This is a genomic window from Parabacteroides sp. PF5-6 (assembly GCF_029504695.1).
In the GTDB taxonomy this organism is placed as follows: Bacteria; Bacteroidota; Bacteroidia; order Bacteroidales; family Tannerellaceae; genus QVMG01.
In genome coordinates this window covers 255,646-278,927 of the sequence record NZ_JAQFIN010000001.1, presented here as the reverse complement: position 1 = coordinate 278,927, position 23,282 = coordinate 255,646, and the positions used below count along the sequence as shown (strand labels likewise).

General features: G+C 50.8%; 18 protein-coding genes, 1 tRNA gene and 1 pseudogene. 13 read left to right on the top strand and 7 right to left on the bottom strand.

Annotation, left to right across the window (positions count from 1 at the left end; all coding sequences use genetic code 11):
- Positions 1 to 130: 130 nt before the first annotated feature.
- Positions 131 to 3,457: a right-handed parallel beta-helix repeat-containing protein gene (locus M2133_RS01100; protein ID WP_277464111.1), complete on the bottom strand. Its 3,327-nt coding sequence runs from the start codon at positions 3,455 to 3,457 to the stop codon at positions 131 to 133.
- A gap of 731 nt (positions 3,458 to 4,188) precedes the next feature.
- Here M2133_RS01100 and M2133_RS01095 point away from each other — a divergent pair.
- Entirely contained in the window at positions 4,189 to 4,491 is a 303-nt protein-coding gene (locus M2133_RS01095) for a hypothetical protein (protein WP_277464110.1), read from the top strand.
- Between the two features lie 33 nt (positions 4,492 to 4,524).
- Positions 4,525 to 6,291, top strand: coding sequence for a T9SS type A sorting domain-containing protein (locus M2133_RS01090; RefSeq protein ID WP_277464109.1), 1,767 nt, complete (start codon positions 4,525 to 4,527; stop codon positions 6,289 to 6,291).
- Positions 6,292 to 6,402: 111 nt separating this feature from the next.
- Here M2133_RS01090 and M2133_RS01085 read toward each other — a convergent pair whose 3' ends face one another.
- The 5 genes from M2133_RS01085 to M2133_RS01065 form a co-directional block, all read right to left on the bottom strand.
- The gene (locus M2133_RS01085; protein ID WP_277464108.1) at positions 6,403 to 6,936 is read right to left on the bottom strand and encodes an NlpC/P60 family protein; all 534 of its coding nucleotides are present in this window, start codon (positions 6,934 to 6,936) and stop codon (positions 6,403 to 6,405) included.
- A 108-nt stretch (positions 6,937 to 7,044) separates the two neighbouring features.
- Positions 7,045 to 7,305, bottom strand: coding sequence for a 50S ribosomal protein L27 (rpmA, locus tag M2133_RS01080; protein WP_277464107.1), 261 nt, complete (start codon positions 7,303 to 7,305; stop codon positions 7,045 to 7,047).
- A 23-nt stretch (positions 7,306 to 7,328) separates the two neighbouring features.
- Positions 7,329 to 7,646 carry a 50S ribosomal protein L21 gene (rplU, locus tag M2133_RS01075; protein ID WP_277464106.1) on the bottom strand — a complete coding sequence of 106 codons (318 nt, stop codon included), beginning with the start codon at positions 7,644 to 7,646 and terminating at the stop codon, positions 7,329 to 7,331.
- Positions 7,647 to 7,803: 157 nt separating this feature from the next.
- A complete protein-coding gene (locus tag M2133_RS01070; RefSeq protein WP_277464105.1) occupies positions 7,804 to 8,571 on the bottom strand; it encodes a DUF6599 family protein in 768 nt (255 codons plus the stop codon).
- Positions 8,572 to 8,620: 49 nt separating this feature from the next.
- Positions 8,621 to 9,781 (bottom strand): DUF362 domain-containing protein, encoded by a 1,161-nt coding sequence (locus M2133_RS01065; RefSeq protein ID WP_277464104.1) that lies wholly within the window; start codon positions 9,779 to 9,781, stop codon positions 8,621 to 8,623.
- A gap of 362 nt (positions 9,782 to 10,143) precedes the next feature.
- Between M2133_RS01065 and M2133_RS01060 the strand changes: the two genes are divergently transcribed.
- From M2133_RS01060 to M2133_RS01035, 6 genes and pseudogenes are all read left to right on the top strand, one after another.
- Complete coding sequence (locus M2133_RS01060; protein ID WP_277464103.1) at positions 10,144 to 10,353, top strand: DUF6132 family protein; 210 nt, start codon at positions 10,144 to 10,146, stop codon at positions 10,351 to 10,353.
- A gap of 10 nt (positions 10,354 to 10,363) precedes the next feature.
- Positions 10,364 to 10,834 (top strand): thioredoxin, encoded by a 471-nt coding sequence (gene trxA / locus M2133_RS01055; protein ID WP_277464102.1) that lies wholly within the window; start codon positions 10,364 to 10,366, stop codon positions 10,832 to 10,834.
- Positions 10,835 to 10,836: 2 nt separating this feature from the next.
- Positions 10,837 to 12,483: pseudogene (locus M2133_RS01050) on the top strand (FAD-dependent oxidoreductase); the annotation flags it as partial.
- 69 nt (positions 12,484 to 12,552) lie between these two features.
- On the top strand, positions 12,553 to 13,143 hold the full coding sequence (locus M2133_RS01045; RefSeq protein ID WP_277464101.1) for a 6-carboxytetrahydropterin synthase: 591 nt from the start codon (positions 12,553 to 12,555) through the stop codon (positions 13,141 to 13,143).
- A complete protein-coding gene (locus tag M2133_RS01040; RefSeq protein WP_277464100.1) occupies positions 13,140 to 13,835 on the top strand; it encodes a 7-carboxy-7-deazaguanine synthase QueE in 696 nt (231 codons plus the stop codon). The genes M2133_RS01045 and M2133_RS01040 overlap by 4 nt, the downstream gene beginning before the upstream one ends.
- Positions 13,836 to 13,884: 49 nt before the next feature.
- Positions 13,885 to 14,478 (top strand): GDSL-type esterase/lipase family protein, encoded by a 594-nt coding sequence (locus M2133_RS01035; protein ID WP_277464099.1) that lies wholly within the window; start codon positions 13,885 to 13,887, stop codon positions 14,476 to 14,478.
- A 700-nt stretch (positions 14,479 to 15,178) separates the two neighbouring features.
- On the opposite strand, the gene M2133_RS01030 is transcribed toward M2133_RS01035, so the two are convergent.
- Positions 15,179 to 15,265: transfer RNA gene (locus M2133_RS01030), tRNA-Ser, on the bottom strand.
- A 135-nt stretch (positions 15,266 to 15,400) separates the two neighbouring features.
- On the opposite strand from M2133_RS01030, the gene mltG reads away from it, so the two are divergent.
- From mltG to M2133_RS01005, 5 genes are all read left to right on the top strand, one after another.
- Positions 15,401 to 16,447 carry an endolytic transglycosylase MltG gene (gene mltG / locus M2133_RS01025; protein WP_277464098.1) on the top strand — a complete coding sequence of 349 codons (1,047 nt, stop codon included), beginning with the start codon at positions 15,401 to 15,403 and terminating at the stop codon, positions 16,445 to 16,447.
- 65 nt (positions 16,448 to 16,512) lie between these two features.
- Complete coding sequence (locus tag M2133_RS01020) at positions 16,513 to 18,114, top strand: thiamine pyrophosphate-dependent enzyme (RefSeq protein WP_277464097.1); 1,602 nt, start codon at positions 16,513 to 16,515, stop codon at positions 18,112 to 18,114.
- Positions 18,111 to 18,692, top strand: a complete 582-nt coding sequence (locus M2133_RS01015; RefSeq protein ID WP_277464096.1) for an indolepyruvate oxidoreductase subunit beta — start codon at positions 18,111 to 18,113, stop codon at positions 18,690 to 18,692. The genes M2133_RS01020 and M2133_RS01015 overlap by 4 nt, the downstream gene beginning before the upstream one ends.
- A gap of 229 nt (positions 18,693 to 18,921) precedes the next feature.
- Positions 18,922 to 21,525, top strand: coding sequence for a xylan 1,4-beta-xylosidase (gene xyl3A / locus M2133_RS01010; protein WP_277464095.1), 2,604 nt, complete (start codon positions 18,922 to 18,924; stop codon positions 21,523 to 21,525).
- A 163-nt stretch (positions 21,526 to 21,688) separates the two neighbouring features.
- Positions 21,689 to 23,269: an SUMF1/EgtB/PvdO family nonheme iron enzyme gene (locus tag M2133_RS01005; protein ID WP_277464094.1), complete on the top strand. Its 1,581-nt coding sequence runs from the start codon at positions 21,689 to 21,691 to the stop codon at positions 23,267 to 23,269.
- Positions 23,270 to 23,282: the final 13 nt, after the last annotated feature.

The following is a 23,282-nucleotide window of genomic DNA, read 5'->3' as shown; positions in this document are numbered from 1 at the left end:
TCTTAGTGGTGAGAGGTGACAGAAAACGCACGCAAAGGAGCCAGGATAGACCCTTGCGTATCATCGCTATAGTCCACCCTGGCTCCTACTCCCAATTAAAAATTAAAAATTAAAAATTAATCATTAATCATTAATCATTAACCATTACCTTCCACCGCTGCTCCCCTGCCCGAACAATATAAATACCGGCAGGGAGCGTAATTGTTTTTGAACCCCGAAGTTCACGAAGTTGCACAAAGGTTTTCCCCGTGAGGGTATATACCGTCACGTCCACCGCGTTAGCCGTTTCGTTTTCAACTTTCAACTTTCCACTTTCAACTACCACTCGAATGCCATGCGTCAGCGAGGCGTTCGCCGTGGTTGTGCCTTCGAGGGTGACGGTGATCGGGCCGGTGACGGCGTCGATGATATAAGAAAGAGAAGAGGTCCCCTCCCGGGCTTCGCTTCGAAGAGCCTCCCCTTCGGGGCTGTTGCTTGGGCTGATCTCCTGGCCGTTGGCATAGACATGAAGCTGATCGGGGGCAAAATCGCCGGTGATGGTGAACGCGAAGCGCTCGCCATAAGCTACGGTATGCGTTCCGGCCCCCACATTATAGGTGATACCTTCCGTTGCCGGCAGGGTAACGGTATATTCCCGCTGGGCGATCAGAACCGTATGTTCACCGGTGATAGGCAGGATATAGCTGTAGTACATCCCGGCGGCAGGCACATTGAAAGGCGTGTCGACGCCATCGATCAGCAGCATCACGTCGTCGGCTGTCAGCGTGGCGTCTTCCGGCAGGAACTGCAGGAAGAGGTGATCGCCTTCGGCGATGGAGTGCGTGCCGGCGGTCAGGTTGTAGAGGCGGATACTCGGGCCGACCTCGAGGGTGTAGCTGTAGTAGACCGTTGCCGGTGCATCTGCCGATTGATACTCATAGGCGCCAATATCAATTGCCGAGCCGCGCAGGCGAGGGTTACCGGCAGCGTCAAGGTCGGTAGCCAGATTGAAGCCCTTATCACTACCCGGGTAAAGCGCATTATTGCCCTTATCGATCAAGGGGCTGGTGGCCGTTAGGCGGTAGTCGCCAGCAGAGGTAGGCTTCCAGTTGGCAGTTTTCGCCGGATTGATCGGAGCGACAAAGCCGGGGTCGGAGATCACGATACCATCCAGGTTGCCGGTGTTGTTTTGGTCATCCTCAATCTTTATGCCTTGCACCAGGCAATAGGCGTAGGTGGGGGTACTGCCAATGGTCTGGACATTAGCGCCCATCGGTGCCGTATTACCCCATACGACGCTATTTTGCAGCGTGAAGATGCAGTTAATACTAGCGATCCCGCCGGCATTGTCTCTTGCCTTATTCCCGGCAACGGTGACTTGGGTAAGCGTGGGGGAGCCACCTTTGTTATAGATCCCGCCGCCTTCACCTGCCTGATTCCCGGAGATTACCACTGAAGTCAGTTCTGTGTCGCTGTCGTAGTTATAGATCCCGCCACCGCTAGCTGCCTGATTGGCCGTGATCACCACCTGGTGCAAATGGGTATTGGCAAAGAGATTATATAAGCCGCCGCCAGAGGTCCTCCAAATCGGGGAATCGCTTACTTTTGTAGAACCATTACCATTCGCATACCCTCCGGTAATCGTTAATCCCTCGAGGGTAGGGGCGATACGCTCTGTATTGGATGTCCCTACCGCCAATACCACATGGTAGGCGTCGTCATCGGAAAGCCCTCCGCTTTTATCCAGGTCCCCACTCAGAATCGTCGGATAGGCTGCCGGATCCCATTTGCCGGAACCGTCAGCCTTGTATCCACCGCGGATGGTGACATCGGCCGTGATCAGGAAGGTACGGTCGCGGAGGCCGGGTTCAGTATCACCGATATATCCCCCTTTCATTATCCCCTCTGTACTCTCCGGATAATACGTCCCTTGAGCGACAAGGATCGTATATTCTGTATCATCATCGGCCTTTGCCCGGGCATTGGTAAAGATCAAGGCATCGCTAAGCGATTTCAGGGGGCTGCTCCAGGAGGAGCCATTGCCGCCGGGCGTTACCGCAGGGTTTACATAGAGCGCATTATCATCGGAAGGTACGGGCGTTACCCGTTCGTAGGCGCCGATATCGATGGTCGTGCCGTCGAGGCGGGGGTTACCGGCCAGGTCGAGGTCGGTAGCCAGATTGAAGCCCTTATCGCTACCGGGGTAAAGCGCATTACTCCCCATACCAATCAACGGGCTGGTAGATCTCAGGCGGTAGTCGCCAGCAGAGGTAGGCCATGTAGCGGTGGTCGGATCGATCGGAGCGACAAAGCCGGGGTCGGTAGTTTCACTATCCAGATTGCCGTTGGCATCCGCCGTCGTTATGCCTTGCACCAGGCTATAGGCGAAGGTGGGGGTATCACCATCGTTACGGACATTATCACTATTACTTTCTTGCACTGTCGTATTGCCCCATACGACGCTATTCTTCAACGTTAAGTCGCCGTAGTTATAGATCCCGCCGCCAATTACACCGGCCTTATTCCCCGCAACGGTAACCTGGGTAAGCGAGAGGGAGCCGCCATCGTTAGCGATCCCGCCGCCAGAGACGCCTGCCTGATTCCCCGTGATCACCACTGAAGTCAGCGTTAGGGAGCTGCCAACGTAATAGATCCCGCCGCCAGAGGCGCCTGCCTGATTCCCCGCAACGGTAACCTGGGTAAGCGTGGCGGAGCCACCTTCGTTATAGATCCCGCCGCCAGAGTTGTCTGCCTGATTGGCGGTGATCTCCACCGAGGTAAGCGTTAGGTCGCTGTAGTAGTTATAGATCCCGCCGCCAGCTTGATCGACCAGATTCCCCGTGATCACCACCTGGTGCAAATGGGTGTTGGCATAGAGATTATATAAGCCGCCGCCAGAGGTCCTCCAAATCGGAGAATCGCTTACTTTTGTAGAACCATTACCATTCGCATACCCTCCGGTAATCGTTAATCCCTCGAGGGTAGGGGCGATATGTTTTGCTTCTGTCCCTACCGCCAATACCACATGGAAGGCGTCGTCATCGGAAAGTCCTTCGTTTTTATCCAGGTCTCCACTGAGGATCGTCGGGTAAGCTGCCGGATCCCAATCGCCGGAACCGTCAGCTTTGTATCCGCCGCGGATGGTGACGTTGGATGTGATCAGGAAGGTACGGTCGCGGAGGTTAGTCGTTGGAGTTGTTCCGTCTGTTGTTATATTCTCATCCAGCTCCGGATAATAAGTCCCTTCAGCGACAAGGATCGTCAGGCCTTCCTCGTAATTGGCATTGGCATATTCCAATGCCTCTGTCAGCGAAGCGGTCGCATGGGTCCAGGAGGAGCCATCGCCACTGGTCTTTACCGCGGCGTTGACATAGATTATATTATCTTTATCCGGCACGATAGTAGCAGCCCCGGCCGAAAGGGGCGAAAGCATTAAGCCCAGTAGGACGATAGCGATTAGGTGTAGTTTTTTTGCCATGGGTGTTGTTGTTTTTTTATTGTTGTATCTCTTGATTTTCTTGCGGTTGTATGCGTAACAAAAAAAGAGGGAAAATGTTCGCGCGCAACGTTCGCTTCGCAGGGTATAGGAGATAGGAGGCTTCTGCACGCTGATTGTACGGATTAAAAGATTTACTATGAGTCAGGTTTTGTGTACGATCGTCCTGAAAGGACAATGAGCGCTGAAAGCGCGTAATACATCAGCCCGGGGTCAGAACCTTGAAGAGGTTCGCCACCCCGGGTTAAGGATACATATAAAAACGGAGCGCTGAAAGCGCGAAAGCAAATCTTTCGCGCTTTCAGCGCTCCGTTGTGTGTGAGTGTGTTCCCGACCCAGGGTTGCGCAGACCTAACGGCCTGCTGACCCTGGGCTGAACGCTGTCGTGCTTTCAGTACTCCACAAAATCTTCACCTCTCAAAATATCCGAAAGCCACAAAAAGTCCGAAAGGACTTTGAATGCCGCAACGCAAAAAAACATCTCAATGTTCTTCTCAAAACTCTTAGATGTTCTTCCAAAAACTCCTAAATGATTTGGGGAAAACATCTAAGAGTTTTGAGAGATACATTTAGATGTTTTTCTAAAAACCCCCATTTCATCGAGTATTTCCAATGATTTTTTCCTGATTTGGCAAGTTGTTTTCCTGCAATGGCAACTCCAACCGGAGCTTTGTCCGTAGCTTTGCCCCTGTTCAATCGCAAAAAAAAAGAAGATGGAAGCGAGCTTTATATCTTTACAATCGACCCCTTGCTGGGTATATATAGCGGAGAAGGAAAAATCTGCCGAAGGGTTACAGGTTGGTTTTTGTCGGTCCCTTCCGGTGATGCTGGAACGCACGGGGCACGACAAATTACTCTACTACCGCCAGTTCTCCACCCCCACGGACGCGCTGGGACATAAACTGCTTCTCGAAGAGCTCTCGGGTGAATCACTCCAGCTCACCATCTCGTCGATAAACCCCGAGATGCGCGACCTGCATAACGACTTTATCATAAGCCGCTCCATAGCGGACTAAAACAAATTATTCACAAAAAAACACAAATGTATTATGAAACGATTTTTACGACTTACAATGTTGCTATTTGCCATAGTCGCAGGCAAGACAATGGCCGCCGAGCCGGATTTAGTGATCAACAACCTGGAAGAGCTGAAAGCATTCCGGGATGCGGTAAACCAAGGGAACACCTATTTCGAAGAAACCATCAGCTTGAATGCGAATATTGACCTGGAAGGAGAGAATTGGATACCGATAGGAGAGACGTGGGCGAGCTTCAGTGGCACCTTTAAGGGGCAAGGATATACTATTAAAGGATTACATATCAATAAGCCGTACAGCGAAGAGCTTGGTCTCTTTGGCCATATAGAAAGTGATGGTCGCATAGAGAACCTGCATATTGAGTTACACGAAAACGGTATAATCGGGAAAAGCGCTATGGGTGGTTTAACCGGTTATAATAAAGGAACAATCACCGGATGTTCGGTCACTACTGCTGCAGGCGGTTCAATCACAGGTTCAAATCATATTGGCGGTTTGGCGGGCTCCAATAACGGCAATATATCCAATAGCTATGCAGCGGTACCGGTAAAATTATCAGGGACGGACATGAGGGCTCAAACTATTGGTGGTTTAACAAGTCTCAATGGCCCTAACGCCAGTATATCTGACTGTTATGCCACAGGAGAAGTAACGATTGATTCATCAGACGAGCTTATTCAAGCGGGTGGTTTAGTCGGCTATAACGGTGGAACAATCGAAAACGCATTTACCACAAGCCGGATTACAGTCGTATCCACAGGCATTAATCCTTTTGTAGGAGCATTTATTGGGATGATAGATAAAGAAACAGAATCAAAGATTACCGACTGCGGCTTCCTGCACAGTGGGAATATAGATGAAGAGCCGTTGGGCGTTGCTGGATGTTATGACAATAGAAATATTCTTTACACCTCTGACACCTACCCGGAAACATTATCGACAAATATCAAGGCACGGATAAATGTAGCCCCCACAGCTAAAGACCCCGTCCCAACTCAGGAGATTATCGGCACAGGAACAATCTCTTTTACTGCCGCGGATATTGCGGATGATGATGATTGGGATAAATTGAAAATAGTAAGCTTCCCTGTTCAAGAGAAGGCGAAATGTATAAATATGGTATTCAATAAAAAGGATGGCGTTGTTACCCTGACCGGCATTGCCCCGGGAGAAGGATTTTTAACAGTTATAGTAACCGATCTGGTAGGCAAATCAGTATATGTTAGAGTCCCTATAAAAGTGCTACCGGAAGAAACTTCCTCCATCTATCACACGATCTCCCTGGTCGTTGGCGAAGGGATCGATTGTAACTACGCGACAGGCTCTCTGACCGTCGCCGAAGGGGATCATCTCTTCCTGCAGTTCTCCGTCCAAGAATACGGGCTGACTGCCGATGATATGCTTTTCTTGATCGATGGCGTAGAGACGGCCTTCAATGTGACCATCGATGGTAAAGGCGGAAACTATATCCTCAACCCGATCGAGAAAGACCAGTCGATCGAGATCCGCCTGCGCGACAACACAACAGATCCGGACCCCAATCCCGATACCACCGCCAATGCCGATCTGGCCGCCGGCACGATCAGCATAGCCGTTAGCAATTATCAATTATCCATTATTAATTCCGGAGATGCCGTAAACGTGTCAATCTATACGATCACGGGTAAAAATGTGGTTTCTCTTCGTGCACTTCGTGGTTCAAAGACATTCCCCTTGCCCGCCGGTATCTATATCGTACGCGCAGGAAACCAAACAATAAAAGTCAGGATAAACAATTAATAATTAATAATTAACAATTAACAATTAACAATCATCCACTACCCTCCCTTTTATATCCCCCACCGGCAGCCCCGTTCGCGGCGGCTGCCGGTTTTTTTTATCGGCGGGCTTTTACTTCACTCGTCCCCCGGTAATAAACGAGCGCGTAAAATAAGGTTCACTCAGCGAAGAGACCATCACCCCGCGGGAGGTGCTGGTATGGATAAAACGGCCATTCTTCAGATAAATACCGACATGGTTGGGCGTTTTCTTGCGGCTACCGTCCGTGCGGAAGAACACCAGGTCGCCTTCCTGAAGACGGGAGCGTCCGACTTTCTTTACATTATGTTTCAGCATATCGGCTGAGGAGCGTGCCAGTTGTTTACCGTACACTTCGCGGTAGATGATCGCCACAAAGCCGGAGCAGTCGACTCCTTTCTTCGTATTTCCCCCCAGGCGATGAGGCACGCCCAGCCACCGGCTGCCTTCATTATATAGATAGATATTGTCATTGGGCGTAATCTTCACGCCATACAAGCGGGAAAGCTCTTTCGGTCCCTTGAAATCCGCCGGCAAAACAACAGCCTGCTTTTTGCTGCCGCAAGAAGCGAATAGAAAGAACATCAGGCAAAGCCATAAAGTAATAATGAAGCGATTGTTTGTCATGTGGTAAAGATAGCTGTTTTTTAGGCTTCTTTGATGATAATAGAATACCATAAAAAAAGGCATCCCATCCGGGACACCTTCTTTTTTACCTCTTATATGAAAAGCTTATTAAGCTTCCATTTCTTTGATCGATACGTAAGATCTGTTTTCTTTTCCTTTAGAGAAAACAACCACACCGTCAACCAATGCATGCAACGTATGGTCTTTACCCATACCTACGTTCTTGCCCGGATGATGAGATGTTCCACGCTGACGAACCAAGATATTACCTGCTTTCGCCACTTCACCACCAAATAACTTAACACCTAATCGTTTACTTTCCGATTCGCGGCCGTTCTTCGAACTACCGACTCCTTTTTTATGTGCCATTTTCTTTTACTTCTTTTTGATTGTTAAGCAACAACTTCTTTAATACTCAATTCCGTGAACTGCTGACGGTGTCCGTTCAGCTTACGGTATCCTTTTCTTCTTTTCTTGTGGAAAATCAATACCTTGTCACCTTTTACCAGCGGAGAAAGCACTTCGCATACTACTTTGGCGCCTTCTACGGTAGGAAGTCCTACGGTTACTTCACCATTGTTGTCTACTAACAACACTTTGTCGAACTCAACAACAGCACCACTTTCTACGTTCTGGATGTGGTGTACGAACAATTTCTTTCCTTGTTCGGCTTTGAACTGTTGTCCGTTAATTTCTACAACTACGTACATCTGTTTTTTTTACTTTAACAGGTTAGGTCCCGGGGGTGGGCTTCGTCTCCGACGCCTCTTTGTTTACCCTCTGCGGAAAATCAGTGTGCAAAATTAGTGTATCCGAATGAAACAACCAAACATTCTTTGCACTTTTATTCAGAAAAAAGAGAAAGAATCAAAATCCAAACGGCCCGTAATCAGGCGTTTCCTCTTCTTTTTCCGTTCCACGGATGTAAAGGAAGGTCTCTCCTTCATTTACCATATCGGCGGCAGGGATCTTTTCTTTCAATTTGTCCTTCTCCGCCGTACCGGCAAAAAGGATATAGGCGTCGTAGGTATCTCCGCCTTTCTCTGCTTTGAACCAAACGCCTTTATAGGGGATCTCTTGCAACAGATCGGAAAGGCTTTTGCTGGCGGCGGAGACCGAGAGCGGTCCTCTAAGATACTTCACCACAGCGGAATAAGGCGGCTTATCGATTAATGCCTTCGGAATAGCCGGCTTCGTTTCTCCTTTCATCGGTTGATACTGGCGCAAGACTTCGTCGGCCAGCTGTTTGGCCGCGTTCGAACCGGAAGGGAAAACAACAGAAATAAACTTATTGCCGTCTACCGCCTGCAACTGATAAGGCGACAGGCAATCGATGCAATCCAAGGTATCCGCCCGTTCGCAGCGAAAGACATTCATCGAATAGATGCCATACGCATCCTCCGGCGTCGGCAGCTCATAGATATCGACCGTATACTTCTCACCTTTATATTCAATATCCCGATTAGTCAACCGATACACCTCGTACTCCAGATACAGATCGGCGCCACCGTTCATAAAACCATACAGACCCGCGCCCGTAAACACGCGTTCGCGTGTAATTGACAATTGACAATTGACAATTGACAATTGGGCGCAAGCGAGAACTAAAAAGAGAATACAAATAAGCTTTTTCATTGTATATCTTAATATATCATCTTATATACCATCCAAAAACATTTAATTGTCAATTGTCAATTGTCAATTGGCGAAGATCTATCTTCGCCCGGTCTGCCACCCCAAGTTTCAGTTCCTGCGCCAGATCCATAAACAGGGTTGAGTTCGGACGATCTTCTTTCTGCACCCCTTCGGCAATGCGCTTGCCGATGATGATATCGTGACAGATCCGGTCGACAGCCACCGCGTCGGAACCAACCAACAGGGTGTTATACTGACAGATAAACTGCGGATTGGCCGCCGGTCCACCCTCGAAGCAGCCGATCATGCCGTCGGCGATATTCAACACCACCTTATCACGTATCGGCGGGAAAGCACAGACATACGCACTCGTCTCGTGCCAGAACTGCTGGTGCAGACGCCCCGTATTGGTGATCGCGCCAAAGCCCAGGTTCTTCATGCATACGGTAATGGACGCTCCGGCGTTTTTCAGGATAGGCACATTGATGATCTTGGTCACTTTCTCCGTACAGATCTTACTGAAATACGAATACTTACCGCCGTTCACCATAAAAGGCAAGGTGTACGCGTCGTATTCCCCTTCGACATCAACATACAGATACTGCTCTTTATCGATCCAGTCCTCGCTATAGAAACGTCCATCGGGACCGATATAGTTTTTATCTTTATCGTAACATTCGGTCGACATAAACCGCACGCCCGGATAGTTCGCCTCCGTAAAGCCGGCATCGTCCAAGCCTTCCTGGCGCCGGTCCCAGATCACGATCTTCGCACGGGAGATGCCCGCCTCTTCCAACTGGCGCACGATCGACTGGGTCAAGGCATGGGAAGTCGACAATAACGTGCCGCCGATCGGGTTCACCTTCAGACCGATCACATCCTCCGGGCCGACAAACTGCAACCAGGCTTTCTTCAGATCCGTTTCGCCCGTCAGGTTCAACATGCTGGTCTTCAGCATCTCATAAGCCGCCGATTCCACCGGCTTGCCGTCGACCACACAACGCGGATGATCTACCCGCACCACTCGACCCGGATATTTGCCCGGCATAGACGCGGCCGTGCGCGGAATGGCTTTCGCCGTGGCAATATTCGTTTCCGGCTTCGCATTGGCCGGATTAAACAAAGGATTCTCTGAAGCTTTGATCACCGGAGCAGCAGCTGCCCCTACTCCACTGGCTACCAGTGTCCGGAAGAAATGACGTCTTTTCATAAAACTGTTCATTAACGTGATATAATCCACAAATCTATATGCTACAAACATACGCAAAAAAACACAATTTACCCGCCGGATACGAGAAGTTACTCCATAGATTATTTTATTTTTCTCCAACCACTATCCGTTTGTTGATAACCGTCAACACATTTGTTGATAATTATCAACAAATAACTACTCCCTCCGATGCGCTCACATACAGGGTATTATAAATGTCGCGAAAAGAGCGGTGAATTTCGGCTGCCGGAAAGGCTATTTTTGGAAATACGCAAACATTTTCTCTCGGATATTTGTTCCATTGGAAAATAACATCTATCTTTGTATCGTTGAAAAGAAATTTCAATATAAAAGAAGTCAATATGGAAAAGGTAATTACACAGATTAAAGAGAACGGGCTGATGTTGATCGGCTTGATCGTGGGTGCTGTCGGGGGATTTCTGTACTGGAGATTCGTGGGATGCAGCAGTGGCAGTTGTCCGATCACCTCGTCGCCTTTGATGAGTTCCCTTTGGGGAGCGGTAATGGGCGGTTTGGTATTCAGCGGGTTTAAAAAGAAAGAAAAAATATAAATATAAAATAATGAAGAAAACAGTTATCGCACTACTACTGGTAGGCCTTGGGTTTACGGTGTGCAACGTACAAGCGAGTGAGAATAAAAAGAATACAAATCAGAAAAAAGAAGATACAATGAAGACAATTCAGTTGACAAAAGCAGATTTTTTGAGTAAGGTTGCCAATTACGAGAGCAATCCTACCGAGTGGAAATACTTAGGCGACAAGCCTGCAGTGATTGACTTTTACGCCTCCTGGTGTGGACCCTGTAAGATGATCGCGCCGATCCTGGAAGAATTGGCTGCCGAATACGGCGACGATATCTACATCTATAAGATCGACACGGAGAAGGAACAGGAATTGGCTGCCGCCTTTGGTATCCGGTCCATCCCCACCCTTTTGTTCGTACCGATGGAAGGCACGCCGCAGATGGCACAGGGTGCCATGCCGAAGAGTTCGCTCAAAGAAGCTATCGACAAGGTATTATTAAATAAGTAAGGATGAAATACCTGATCATCGGAGGTGTAGCCGGAGGCGCGACAGCGGCAGCGCGCCTGCGGCGGAATGACGAATCGGCCGGGATTATATTGTTCGAGAAAGGCCAGTATGTGTCTTACGCCAACTGCGGATTGCCCTATTATATCGGTGGCACGATCCCGGAGCGGGACAGTCTTTTCCTGCAAACACCCGAGTCGTTCGCCGAGCGCTTTAATATAGATGTACGCGTAGAGAATGAAGTGACGGCGATCGACGGACACGGCAAGACGGTAACCGTCCGTCGCGCAGACGGCAGCCAATACGTGGAAAGCTACGACAAACTCCTGCTTTCGCCGGGGGCTACTCCCGTGCGTCCGCCACTGCCAGGCATTGATTCCGAAGGGATCTTCACATTGCGCGACGTGCCGGATACGGATCGGATCAAAAACTACCTCACCCACCACAGGGTTCGCCGGGCAGTCGTGGTAGGCGCCGGCTTTATCGGGCTGGAGATGGCCGAGAACCTGCACGAGGCAGGTGCCAAGGTGTCGATCGTCGAGATGGCGAACCAAGTAATGGCGCCGATCGATTATTCGATGGCCACCCTGGTGCATCAACACCTCCGGCGCAAAGGCGTAAGCCTGCACCTGGAGCAGAGCGTCGAGAAATTCACGAAACGGGGGAGTGTGATCGATGTGCATTTCAAGAGCGGCCAGACGATCGAAGCCGATCTGGTGATCCTTTCGATCGGGGTGCGTCCGGCAACGGCATTGGCCCAGGCGGCAGGACTGAAGATCGGCGAAGCGGGTGGTATCTGGGTGGACGACTATCTGCAGACTTCGGTGGCGGATATCTATGCCGTAGGCGATGCCATTGAGTTTCCGCATCCGCTGACAGGCAAACCCTGGCTGAACTACCTCGCCAATCCCGCCAACCGCCAGGGACGTATCGTGGCCGATAATATGGTGTGGGGCAATCAGACAAAATACGAAGGGGCGATCGGCACCTCCATCGCCAAAGTGTTCGATCTGACGGTTGCCTCGACGGGCCTTGCCGCCAAGCGGTTGAAACAGTTCGGCATCCCTTACCGCAGTTCCTGGACACATTCCGGTTCGCATGCCGGCTATTACCCCGGCGCCCTGCCGTTGAGCCTGAAGATCACGTTCGATCCGGAGAGCGGCAAGCTCTATGGCGCGCAAAGCGTCGGTTACGATGGGGTAGACAAGCGCATCGACCAGCTCGCCCTGTTGATCAAAAACGGCGGAACGGTACACGACCTCACCCGCCTCGAGCACGCCTACGCCCCACCTTTCTCGTCGGCCAAAGACCCGATAGCGATCGCGGGCTACGTAGCAGCCAATATAATCAACGGAGCAATGCCTGCGATGACCTGGCGCGAGATGCAAGAGGCCGATCCGGCAACGGCAACGATCCTCGATGTGCGCACCGCCGAAGAGTGTATCAGAGGCATGATCCCCGGTGCCATAAACATCCCGATTGAAGAGCTTCGCGACCGCCTGGCGGAGATCCCTGCCGACAAAGCGGTTTACATCTATTGCGCCGTCGGACTGCGCGGCTACCTGGCCACAAATATCCTGCGGGCAAACGGATACACACAGGTCAGGAACCTGTCGGGCGGCTACAAGACCTATTCGGCAGCAGTCGCTCCGGCGATGAGCGATGCGAATTTGTTTACGAAATGCGTATAAAACACTATCTTTGCCCGAAAACAAAAGAGAATGATTATCCGCAAGAAATTCAGATATGAGGGAAGCCATGTGGTACGCAACTGCGCTTCCCGCCGCTGCAGCCATTCGATTCACGGGCATTCGGCGGTTGTAGAGATTATGTTCTACGCCTCCGAACTCGATAACGCGGGCATGGTGATGGACTTTGGCCTGATGGGTGCCCTGCGCCAGATTGTCGACAGCTTCGACCATGCCCACGATATGTGGGACAAGGAATCCCCGAAGATACTCGATTTCTTCACGAAAGAGAACGAACGCTGGGTGATCCTGCCGTTCAACCCCACGGCGGAGATGCTCGCATTGATGTTTTTCGCTTATGCCAAGCATATCATCGAACATACGGAATTCAACAACGGGGAAGGCACGATCGAGATCCGCGCCGTGCGCTATCACGAGACGGAGACCGGTTATGCCGAAGCCGATCCGAACGATTTCGAGCACATCTGGCAACCGCGTTATGCCTTGAACGATATTCGCTTCAGCGAAGGGATCCGTGCCGAGTGGCCTCAGCCTTTCGAAGAGATGCTGCTGCAGAATAAAAAGATCATCAACCCCCATATCCCGCTTCAAATCGAACGATGAAAACGATCTGCGAGATATATCCATGCTTGCAGGGAGAAGGTGCGCGCGCCGGCACCCCGAGCATCCTCGTGCGCACGCTGGGCTGTAACCTGCGCTGCGGATGGTGCGATACTCCTTATACTTCATGGCAGCTGGAGAAAGGACAATACACGGTCGACGATGTGCGCGCCGCACTGGAAGCCAACCCGCAGATCGAGGAGGTGATCCTGACCGGAGGAGAGCCTACCCTCAGTCCCGAGCTGGGCGACCTTATCCGGCTCTGCCGGGCGAAAGATAAAAAAATCACGCTGGAGACAAACGGCACCCGACTGATCGCCGAAGAATGGATGCGATCCGTCGACCTGGTTTCACTCTCTCCCAAGCTTTCCAATTCATTGCCTGCCGACAAAGCCATTGCCCGTCGTCACGAGGCGGACCGTATCCATCTGCCGGTCATCCGCCAATGGATCGAATCGGCCGCCGACTATCAACTCAAATTCGTCGTATCCACCCCTGAAGACATCCAGGAAATCAACACCTTAATAAACGCGTTATCCCTCGGCAAAAACAAAATCTATCTGATGCCCGAAGGACGCACACAAGAGGAATTACAGCAAAAGCGCCTCTGGCTGGCCGAAATATGCATCCGCGAAGGATTCCATTACTGCGAGCGATTGCATATCATCATTTACGGAGACAAAAGAGGCGTTTAAATAAAAAATTACGATATTTGCATCGTTCACTACAAGTCTATTTAATCTTATGGAAATACCCATCAGTAGATACCTTATTCTATTGCTACTCCCCCTGTTTCTCATCTCCTGTAACGAAGAGAACGATGGCGAACCGGTTGTTTTCGTCGGCGACTCCCTGGTCGAAGGCTGGAAAACAAACAAATGCTTCCCCACCTATCAGACAGAAAAGAAAGGGATATCGGGCGCCAGACTGGAAGAAGCGCTGACCTGGGAGATCGATGCGGCAAACAAGACGGTTGTTTTTCTGATCGGGACAAACAACCTGGGCTCCGTTTCTTTCCTTCCGGCAAATTTTTATCTGGATTTTACCGATTGCTACCTCCGATTGATCGATTCACTGGGAGGCAAAAAAAATATCGTCATCTCTCTCCTGCCCCGCACCCTGACCGGAGAGCGCCCGACGATCAACCAGGAAATCAAACAGTTAAACGCCAAACTCAAAGAAGCATTCGCCCCCTACGACAACATCCTTTTCCTGGATGTCTACGATCATTTCACGGATGAAGAAGGCAATGCGAATCCCCATTACTTCTACGACGGCTTACATCTGAGCGATCAAGGATACAATCTATTATCATCCCTGCTCAATGTTATACTTTAATACCGGGAAGAACAGAAACCCCAAAAATACCCTCCGAACAGAGTTTTTCGTTTTTTTACTTACATCATACAGGATTTTCTTTCGCATCTGTATATCAATCATATAGCCATTTCGAATAGCCGGAAAAACACTAAAATTCCTGTAAGTAACTTTCTGGTACCTGTTGGCGAGCCTCGGCAGTGATCCATTTAACATTGTTGCCTGTCCCGGCTGTATGATGTAAGTAAAAAAATGAAAAACTATGTTCGGGATGATCGGTTTACCGCTGTTTGCCATTTGCATTTGTTAACATATGCCATTTGACAGCCCAAGCCGCCTCCTTTACCGAAAAGGCCGGCAGGGTTTTCTAAAAGGCCGCCGGCCTTTTTCAAAGGGCTGCCGGCGTTTTTTCACGATCTGGAAGAGATTCCCAAATCGTTTCAGCCCTCTATTTTTCAAACTACCGGTACTTTGCGCGCAAACTACTAATAGTTTGTCGCCAAACTACCGGTAGTTGGTGCGCAAACTACCGGTAGTTTCTGAAGAGAATATTAACATCTCATTTTCAATGCCTTATAAGGGATCACTCCAGAAAGTTGTGGATTCGAAATTCGAGTGGGTATTATGGCGGTGATCCGGGGTGATCCAGAAAATCAAGCCGGTGCGGCAGTAAAAACAAACGGCCGGAAACAAAAAAAGCTGTCGATTGACAGCTTTTCAGCGGAAGCGGCGAGATTCGAACTCGCGGATACCTTGCGATATCGTCAGTTTAGCAAACTGGTGGTTTCAGCCACTCACCCACACTTCCAACAAATCCCATGTAGCAGGAATTGCGCTGCAAAGATAGGTCTATTTTTTAATAAACAAAGACTTTGCGGGCTATTTTTAAAGAAAAAGATACTACTTTTGTGACTCATTCTGATAGTCAAAGGATTATAATTCTATGGGTAAAACAGAGCGTTCCAAAAGACAGAAAAGAGATATCGGCGTATTAATCATTGTACTGCTGATCGTAGCCAGCATAGTCGTTTCCGTCGTCCGGGCTTTCCAGGCTTCCCGGTTCCATCCGGAAGAAACGACCTATATATATATTGAGAAAGAGACCGAATTTGAGGAGTTCGTCAACTTCCTCAAAGATTCCGTTGCGGCCAATGAAGTGGGATTGTTTGCCGCTATGGCAATGGCCCTGGATTATCCGGAGAATATGAAGACCGGGCGATATGCCGTGACACCCGGCATGAGTAGCTGGGAACTGGTGAACATACTGCGCAAAGGGCAGCAGACTCCGACGCGTATTACCTTTAATAATGTACGCTTCCTGGACGACCTGGCGCGCCGGCTCGACGAGCAACTGATGCTTACGGCCGACGATATCCTCACGCGCCTGAGCGATCCGGCTTATTGCGATTCGTTGGGCTTTACCACCGAAACGATCCGCGCGATGTTTATCCCCAACACCTATGAAATCTATTGGAATATCTCGCCCGACCGCCTGATTGAACGGATGAAAAAGGAATACGATACGTTCTGGAACGAGAACCGCCGCGCCAAGGCCAAAGCCATCGGACTGAGCCCGGTCGAAGTGGCCGTGCTCGCTTCGATCGTCGAAGAAGAGACAGCCGTAGCCGAGGAGTTCCCGATCGTCGCCGGATTATATATCAACCGCCTGCACCGGGGTATGCTGCTTCAGGCCGATCCGACGGTCAAATACGCCGTGGGTGATTTCGCCCTGCAACGCATCCTGTACGCGCACCTGGAGATCGATTCGCCTTACAACACCTATATCTACGCCGGATTGCCGCCGGGACCACTTCGCATCCCCAGCATACAGGGATTGAACGCCGTACTGAATTACACGAAACACAACTACCTCTATATGGTAGCCAAAGAGGATTTCTCGGGACGGCACAACTTCGCCACTACCCTGACGGAGCACAACCGGAACGCCAACCGCTACCGCACCGAACTCAATCGCCGAAATATTAGGTAGAATTGTCGATAAAAAGCTATCTTTGCCGAAATACCAAATTAAATAAACACTATAGACATCAATTAATGGAGAAACATCTTTTCTTAGGGGATGAAGCGATTGCCCAGGCGGCGATCGACGCCGGACTTTCCGGAGTATATGCTTACCCGGGAACCCCTTCAACCGAAATTACGGAATACATCCAAGCCTCTCCGATCGCGAAGGAAAGAGGCATACACAGCAAATGGAGTGTCAATGAGAAGACAGCAATGGAGACGGCCCTGGGCATGAGCTATGCCGGCAAACGTACACTCTGTTGCATGAAACATGTGGGGCTCAATGTAGCCGCCGACTGCTTTATGAACGCCGCCATGAGCGGTATCAACGGTGGGATGATTATCATCACGGCCGACGACCCTTCCATGCACTCGTCGCAGAACGAGCAGGACAACCGCGTATATGGCAACTTCGCGATGATCCCGATGTTGGAACCTTCCAATCAGCAGGAGGCATACGATATGGTATACGACGGCTTCGAACTGTCTGAGAAACTGGGTTATCCCATTCTGTTGCGCATCACCACCCGCATGGCACATTCCCGCGCCGGCGTAGTGACCCGCCCACAGAAAGCAGAGAATACATTGCATACGCCGGAAGACGGACGCCAGCGCTTTATCCTGTTGCCCGCTTTGGCGCGCAAACGGTATAAGACATTATTGGAAGCCCAAAAGACATTCACCGATGTTTCCGAAACAGCGGGTTACAACCAATACTTCGATGCACCCAACAAAGAACGGGGTATCATCACCACCGGTATCGCTTTCAATTACCTCTCGGAGAACTATCCCGAAGGCTTTGAATATCCGGTATTGAAGATCACACAGTATCCATTGCCCCGGAAGATGATCGAAAAGATCACCACCGAGTGCAAAGAGATATTGGTACTGGAAGAAGGTTTCCCCATCGTTGAAGAGCAGCTCAAAGGCTATCTGGGCAAAGGCATTACGGTGCACGGCCGCCTCGACGGCACATTGCAACGCGACGGCGAGCTCAATCCGGATACCGTTGGCCGGGCTTTAGGCAAAGAAATCCAAAGCTACTACCCCATACCGGAAGTCGTCGAACAGCGTCCTCCTGCTTTGTGTCAGGGCTGCGGACACCGGGATGTGTACGAAGCGTTGAACGAAGTATTACTCGAATACAACGGGGCGGCGAAGGTATTCAGCGATATCGGCTGTTACACCCTGGGCGCTCTGCCTCCTTTCCGCGCGATCGACAGTTGCATCGATATGGGCGCGTCCATCACCATGGCTAAAGGAGCGACAGATGCCGGCCTTTTCCCGGCGGTGTCCGTGATCGGCGACTCTACGTTCACCCATTCGGGCATGACCGGCCTGTTGGATTGTGTCAATGAAAAAACACATATCACCATTATCATCTCCGACAACGAAACCACGGCAATGACCGGCGGACAAGACTCCGCGGGCACCGGCCGCCTGGAAGCGATCTGTGCCGGCATCGGTGTTGAGCCGGAACATATCCGGGTAATGATCCCATTGAAGAAGAACTACGAAGAGATGAAATCTATTATCCGCGAAGAGATCGAATACAAAGGGGTATCCGTGATCATCCCGCGTCGTGAGTGTATCCAGACATTAACCCGTAAGAAAAAAGCAATAAAGAAATGAAGATCGATATTATTTTAGCCGGAGTCGGAGGACAAGGGATCCTCTCCATTGCCGCCGTGATTGGCGAAGCGGCCTTAGAAGACGGTTTATATATGAAACAAGCCGAAGTGCACGGCATGAGTCAGCGCGGCGGAGACGTACAGTCGAATCTGCGTATCTCCGACCGTCCGATCGCATCCGACCTGATCGCGTTGGGACAAGCCGACCTGATCGTTTCGTTGGAGCCGATGGAAAGTCTGCGTTACCTGCCTTACCTCAAAAAGGACGGCTGGCTGGTGACCAATTCCGAACCGTTCATCAATATCCCGAATTACCCGGAGATCGAAAAGGTTCGCGCCGAACTGGATAAATTACCCCATAAAGTGGTGCTCGACGTGGAATCGGTTGCCAAAGAGGCCGGATCAGCCCGTTCGGCAAACATCGTGATGCTGGGCGCCGCCGCTCCTTTCATCCCCATCGAATACAGTAAACTCGAAGACGGTATCCGCCGCATCTTCGGACGCAAAGGCGAAGAGATCGTCGACATGAACCTCAAAGCCCTCAAAGCCGGATACGACCTGAGCAAAGCCGGAAGCTAAAAGCGAAAGGCATAAGACAGCGAAAGAGGTTATCGAAATATTCGATAACCTCTTTCGTTTCCAAAACATTGCGCTTTCGTTTGCAAAAGCGCAATGTTTTGGAAACGAAAGTGCAATGTTTTGCGAACAAAACACCGATGTTTTATAGGCATTGAAATGACGGTAAGGGCGGTTAGGAATGGTTGAATAGTTGTAAGAATTATTATATTTGCAGAAAAAATCACAGAACATGAAAATCAATCACTTTTTAGCTGCTTTATGCTTGATCGCGATAGTTACGGGATGCCAATCCAAGTATGAATTTCCGTTCCGGAATCCGGATCTGCCGCAGGAAGAGCGGATCGAAGATCTGTTGGCAAGGCTGACGACAGAGGAGAAAATACAGCAGATGATGAATCAGACGCCGGCGATCGAGCGATTGGGTATTCCGGCTTACGACTGGTGGAACGAAGCGCTTCATGGGGTAGCGCGGGCGGGGAAAGCGACTGTCTTTCCGCAATCGATCGCCATGGCGGCAACTTTCGACGAGGAGGCTTTACTGGAAACCTTTACGATGATCAGCGACGAAGCGCGGGCGAAATACCACCAGTATCAACGCGACGGCGAGTACGACCGGTATAAAGGATTGACTTTCTGGACGCCTAACATCAATATCTTCCGCGATCCCCGCTGGGGACGAGGCATGGAGACCTATGGTGAAGATCCTTACCTGACGGAACGCATGGGACTGGCGGTGGTGCGCGGCCTGCAAGGCGACGATCCGAACTATTTCAAGACCCACGCCTGCGCCAAGCATTATGCCGTACATAGCGGTCCGGAATGGAACCGCCATGAATATAACGCCGAGTCTTCGCCCCGCGACCTGTGGACCACCTACCTTCCGGCTTTCGAAGCGCTGGTGAAAGAAGGCGACGTGCAGGAGGTGATGTGCGCCTATAACCGCTTCGAGGGTACGCCCTGCTGCAGCAGCGACCGCCTGTTGGTGGATATCCTGCGTAACGACTGGGGCTATGAAGATATCATCCTTTCCGACTGTGGTGCGATCGATGATTTCTGGCGCAAAGACCCACGCACCCCTCGCCACGAGACGCATCCGGACGCGGCAACCGCTTCGGCCGATGCCGTACTGACGGGTACCGATCTGGAATGCGGCAGCAGCTACCGCGCCCTGAAGGAAGGACTGGAAAAGGGGTTGATCACCGAAGAGCAACTGAACGTTTCCCTGCGCCGCCTGTTGAAAGGCCGCTTCGAACTGGGTATGTTCGATCCCGACGACCGGGTGCCCTACGCACAAATCCCGTATAGCGTGGTGGAAAGTCCGAAGCACGTGGCCCAGGCTTTGGAGATGGCACGCAAGAGTATCGTCCTCTTAAAAAATGAAAAGCAGCTCTTACCTTTAAATAAAGAGATCCGGAAGATCGCGGTGGTCGGTCCGAACGCGGCAGACTCGACCATGCTGTGGGCCAACTACAATGGCTTCCCGACAAAGACCGTTACGATCCTGGAAGGTATACAAAACAAAGTACCGAACGCCGAAGTCATCTATGAGTTGGGCTGCAACCATACGGATGACTTTGTGATGATCGACCTGGGCAATCATATCTCTTCTCCGGCCGGACAAGGATTTGTTTCCACATTCTATAATAATACGGAACTCGAAGGGACTCCGGTATATGAAGGGCTGGCTAAGGAGTTACACTATACGACCGGCGGAAACACCCAGTTCGCGCCGCTTGTGAACCTCACCGATTTCACCGCCCGCTTCACCGGCGAATTCACCGCTCCTTTGTCCGGGGATATCCAGATGAAGATTTCAGGCAATGACGGTTTCCGCTTATTTATCGGCGAAGAAAAGGTGGCCGAAGTATGGTCGAACGAATACGGTGGCGAGTGTACCTACACGCTCCAGGCAAAAGAAGGGGAGAAATATCCGATCCGGATCGAATATATCCAGAAGAGAGGCGAGGCCAACCTCAATTTCTTCGTGGGCGTGAAAGAGCCGGTTAACTATCGGGCGACAGCCGCCAAAGCCAAAGAGGCGGATGTGATCGTCTTCGTGGGCGGTATCTCTCCGCGCCTCGAGGGGGAAGAGATGCCGGTCGATGCGGATGGGTTCCGCAAAGGCGACCGAACCAATATCGAGATTCCCAAGGTGCAAAGAGAGATGATCCAGGCATTGAAAGCAACCGGCAAGCCTGTCGTTTATATAGTATGTACCGGCAGCGCGCTGGCGCTTAACTGGGAAGAGTCGAACCTCGATGCGATCCTCAACGCCTGGTATGGCGGACAGGAAGCGGGAACGGCTGTTGCCGACGTATTGTTCGGCGATTATAACCCCGCCGGACGTTTGCCCGTCACCTTCTATCAGTCGGCAGATCAGTTGCCCGACTTTGAAAACTATCAGATGAAAGGACGTACCTACCGCTACATGACGCAAACGCCGCTCTATCCGTTTGGCTACGGCTTAAGCTATACGACTTTCGCGTATCAGAACGGAAAGCTATCGCAGGATAAAATCAAGAAAGACCAATCGGTTACTTTCAGCGTAGACCTGTCGAATACCGGAAAAACAGATGGCGACGAGGTGGTTCAATTGTATGTGAGATACCCCGATCATCCCGAAGAACCGCTCAAAGCCTTGAAGGCCTTCAAACGGGTACAGGTGAAAGCCGGTCAGACGGAAACGATCAAGATCTCTCTGGAACCGAAGGTATTCCAGACTTTTGACGATCAAACACAAACGATGGCCGTACGTCCGGGTAATTATCAGGTGCTCTTCGGAAGCTCTTCTGCCGACAAAGATCTACAGATACTGCCACTGATTATCGAGTGATTGGAAAGGAAGAAATAAGGAAATGGCACAAAAAAAATGCATTTTGGAACATTTAACGTTAAAATAAAGGGTTCTTCTTTCTTTATCTACAGGAAAACATTACTTTTATTGCCGATTTACAATCTGGTACGAATTGATTTAGAATTGAATACACACTGAGCAAATGGTAAGTAAAAAGTTTTCCAGGCGAAATTCATCTGATAGAAAAAAAAGCTTCTTTAAGAAGAAACCATTTATATTCCTTGTCGGTTTAGTTTTGGGCATGGGCGTAGTGGCGGCAGCCTACCTGACTTCGGTCTATTTCTCGACCGACGAATCGTGCATGATGTGCCACGTGCATCCCCATGTCGAAGACAGCTGGAAGATCTCTACTCACGTCAATAACGGCAGCGGGGTGAAAGTGCACTGCGTGGACTGTCACCTGCCGCCCAAGAACGATACCTGGGATCATTATACGGCGAAACTGCAACTCGGGCTGAAGGATGCCTGGGGGTATTTCACCAAGGACAGTGCCGACTTCGACTGGGACCTCAAGTCCGAATTGGAGCACGCCGTCAAATACATTCCCAACCAATCGTGTAAGGAGTGCCATCAGAACCTGTTCCCCGAAGGCATCACGCCCGACGGGATCACGGCGCATCTTTATTACGACGAAAACGAGAAGAAACTCGATCTGCAATGTATCAGTTGCCATCTCGACGTGGGACATCACAATCCGAACTACACACACGGCAAATTGACCGGTATCCCCGGGCAGGACGGCGGTGCGGTAGTCGATCCGAGTATGTATTTCAAGGAAGCCACCGTAGTGACCAGCTTCGAAAACTATACCGAAGAGGTGCCGGGAACGGCCGTATCGTTTAATATGATCGCCGTGCCGGGAGGCAGCTTCCGGATGGGTAGCCCCGCGAAAGAAGCGTTCCACAAAGCAGACGAAGCACCGGTACGTAATGTAACCGTTAGCCCGTTCTTTATGGCTGAAGTGGAAGTGACCTGGGATCAGTTCTGGGCATTCTACGGACAAACGATGAGCGAAGGACGAACCCTTCCCGCCGATGTCTATGCTAACAATAGCGACCCCGACGTGGATGCGATCTCCGGACCGACACCACCGTTCGGATTCCCCGACCAGGGTTGGGGATCGGGCGATCGTCCGGCCATCACGATGACGCACTACGCCGCCGAGACGTTCTGTCAGTGGTTGTCGATGCAGACGGGCAAGAAGTATCGCCTGCCGACCGAAGCCGAATGGGAATATGCGGCAAGAGGTGGCACGGAAACTCCGTATTTCTTCGAAGGCAATCCGAAAGATTTCTCCGGCGAAGGCTTTATGCGTAAGTTTATAGCCGCCAAGACGGAACCGATCTCCGAATATGTGATCTACGGCGCCAACAGCAAAAACCGCACGCAGGAACCGTCGGCCGTCAAGGCCAATCCGTTCGGCTTGAAGAACATGCTGGGTAACGTCATGGAGTATTGTGCCGACAAATACAGTCCGGAAGCCTACGCCAAGACGGCGGAAAGCGTTACGGATCCATTGGCTACCGAAGGCGAAGAGTGGGTCGTGCGCGGAGGTAACTATACTTCTGATGCCGCCGACGTACGGGTAGCCGCTCGCGACTTCACGAAGCACGACCAGTGGTTGAAGACCGACCCGCAACAGCCCAAGAGCATCTGGTGGTACTCCGATATCCGGGGCATTGGTTTCCGGGTGGTTTGCGAACCGGGATCAGTAGGACTTTAAGAATTAAGAATTA

Bases quoted from the DNA above. Each gene is read 5' to 3' on its own strand.
- trxA (WP_277464102.1), top strand. From the start codon at position 10,364: ATGAAGAAAACAGTTATCGCACTACTACTGGTAGGCCTTGGGTTTACG.
- M2133_RS01005 (WP_277464094.1), top strand. From the start codon at position 21,689: ATGGTAAGTAAAAAGTTTTCCAGGCGAAATTCATCTGATAGAAAAAAA.
- M2133_RS01095 (WP_277464110.1), top strand. From the start codon at position 4,189: ATGGAAGCGAGCTTTATATCTTTACAATCGACCCCTTGCTGGGTATAT.
- rpmA (WP_277464107.1), bottom strand. From the start codon at position 7,305: ATGGCACATAAAAAAGGAGTCGGTAGTTCGAAGAACGGCCGCGAATCG.
- M2133_RS01020 (WP_277464097.1), top strand. From the start codon at position 16,513: ATGGAGAAACATCTTTTCTTAGGGGATGAAGCGATTGCCCAGGCGGCG.
- M2133_RS01045 (WP_277464101.1), top strand. From the start codon at position 12,553: ATGATTATCCGCAAGAAATTCAGATATGAGGGAAGCCATGTGGTACGC.
- M2133_RS01035 (WP_277464099.1), top strand. From the start codon at position 13,885: ATGGAAATACCCATCAGTAGATACCTTATTCTATTGCTACTCCCCCTG.
- M2133_RS01040 (WP_277464100.1), top strand. From the start codon at position 13,140: ATGAAAACGATCTGCGAGATATATCCATGCTTGCAGGGAGAAGGTGCG.
- M2133_RS01065 (WP_277464104.1), bottom strand. From the start codon at position 9,781: ATGAAAAGACGTCATTTCTTCCGGACACTGGTAGCCAGTGGAGTAGGG.
- M2133_RS01070 (WP_277464105.1), bottom strand. From the start codon at position 8,571: ATGAAAAAGCTTATTTGTATTCTCTTTTTAGTTCTCGCTTGCGCCCAA.
- M2133_RS01100 (WP_277464111.1), bottom strand. From the start codon at position 3,457: ATGGCAAAAAAACTACACCTAATCGCTATCGTCCTACTGGGCTTAATG.
- M2133_RS01060 (WP_277464103.1), top strand. From the start codon at position 10,144: ATGGAAAAGGTAATTACACAGATTAAAGAGAACGGGCTGATGTTGATC.
- M2133_RS01015 (WP_277464096.1), top strand. From the start codon at position 18,111: ATGAAGATCGATATTATTTTAGCCGGAGTCGGAGGACAAGGGATCCTC.
- M2133_RS01090 (WP_277464109.1), top strand. From the start codon at position 4,525: ATGAAACGATTTTTACGACTTACAATGTTGCTATTTGCCATAGTCGCA.
- mltG (WP_277464098.1), top strand. From the start codon at position 15,401: ATGGGTAAAACAGAGCGTTCCAAAAGACAGAAAAGAGATATCGGCGTA.
- rplU (WP_277464106.1), bottom strand. From the start codon at position 7,646: ATGTACGTAGTTGTAGAAATTAACGGACAACAGTTCAAAGCCGAACAA.
- M2133_RS01085 (WP_277464108.1), bottom strand. From the start codon at position 6,936: ATGACAAACAATCGCTTCATTATTACTTTATGGCTTTGCCTGATGTTC.
- xyl3A (WP_277464095.1), top strand. From the start codon at position 18,922: ATGAAAATCAATCACTTTTTAGCTGCTTTATGCTTGATCGCGATAGTT.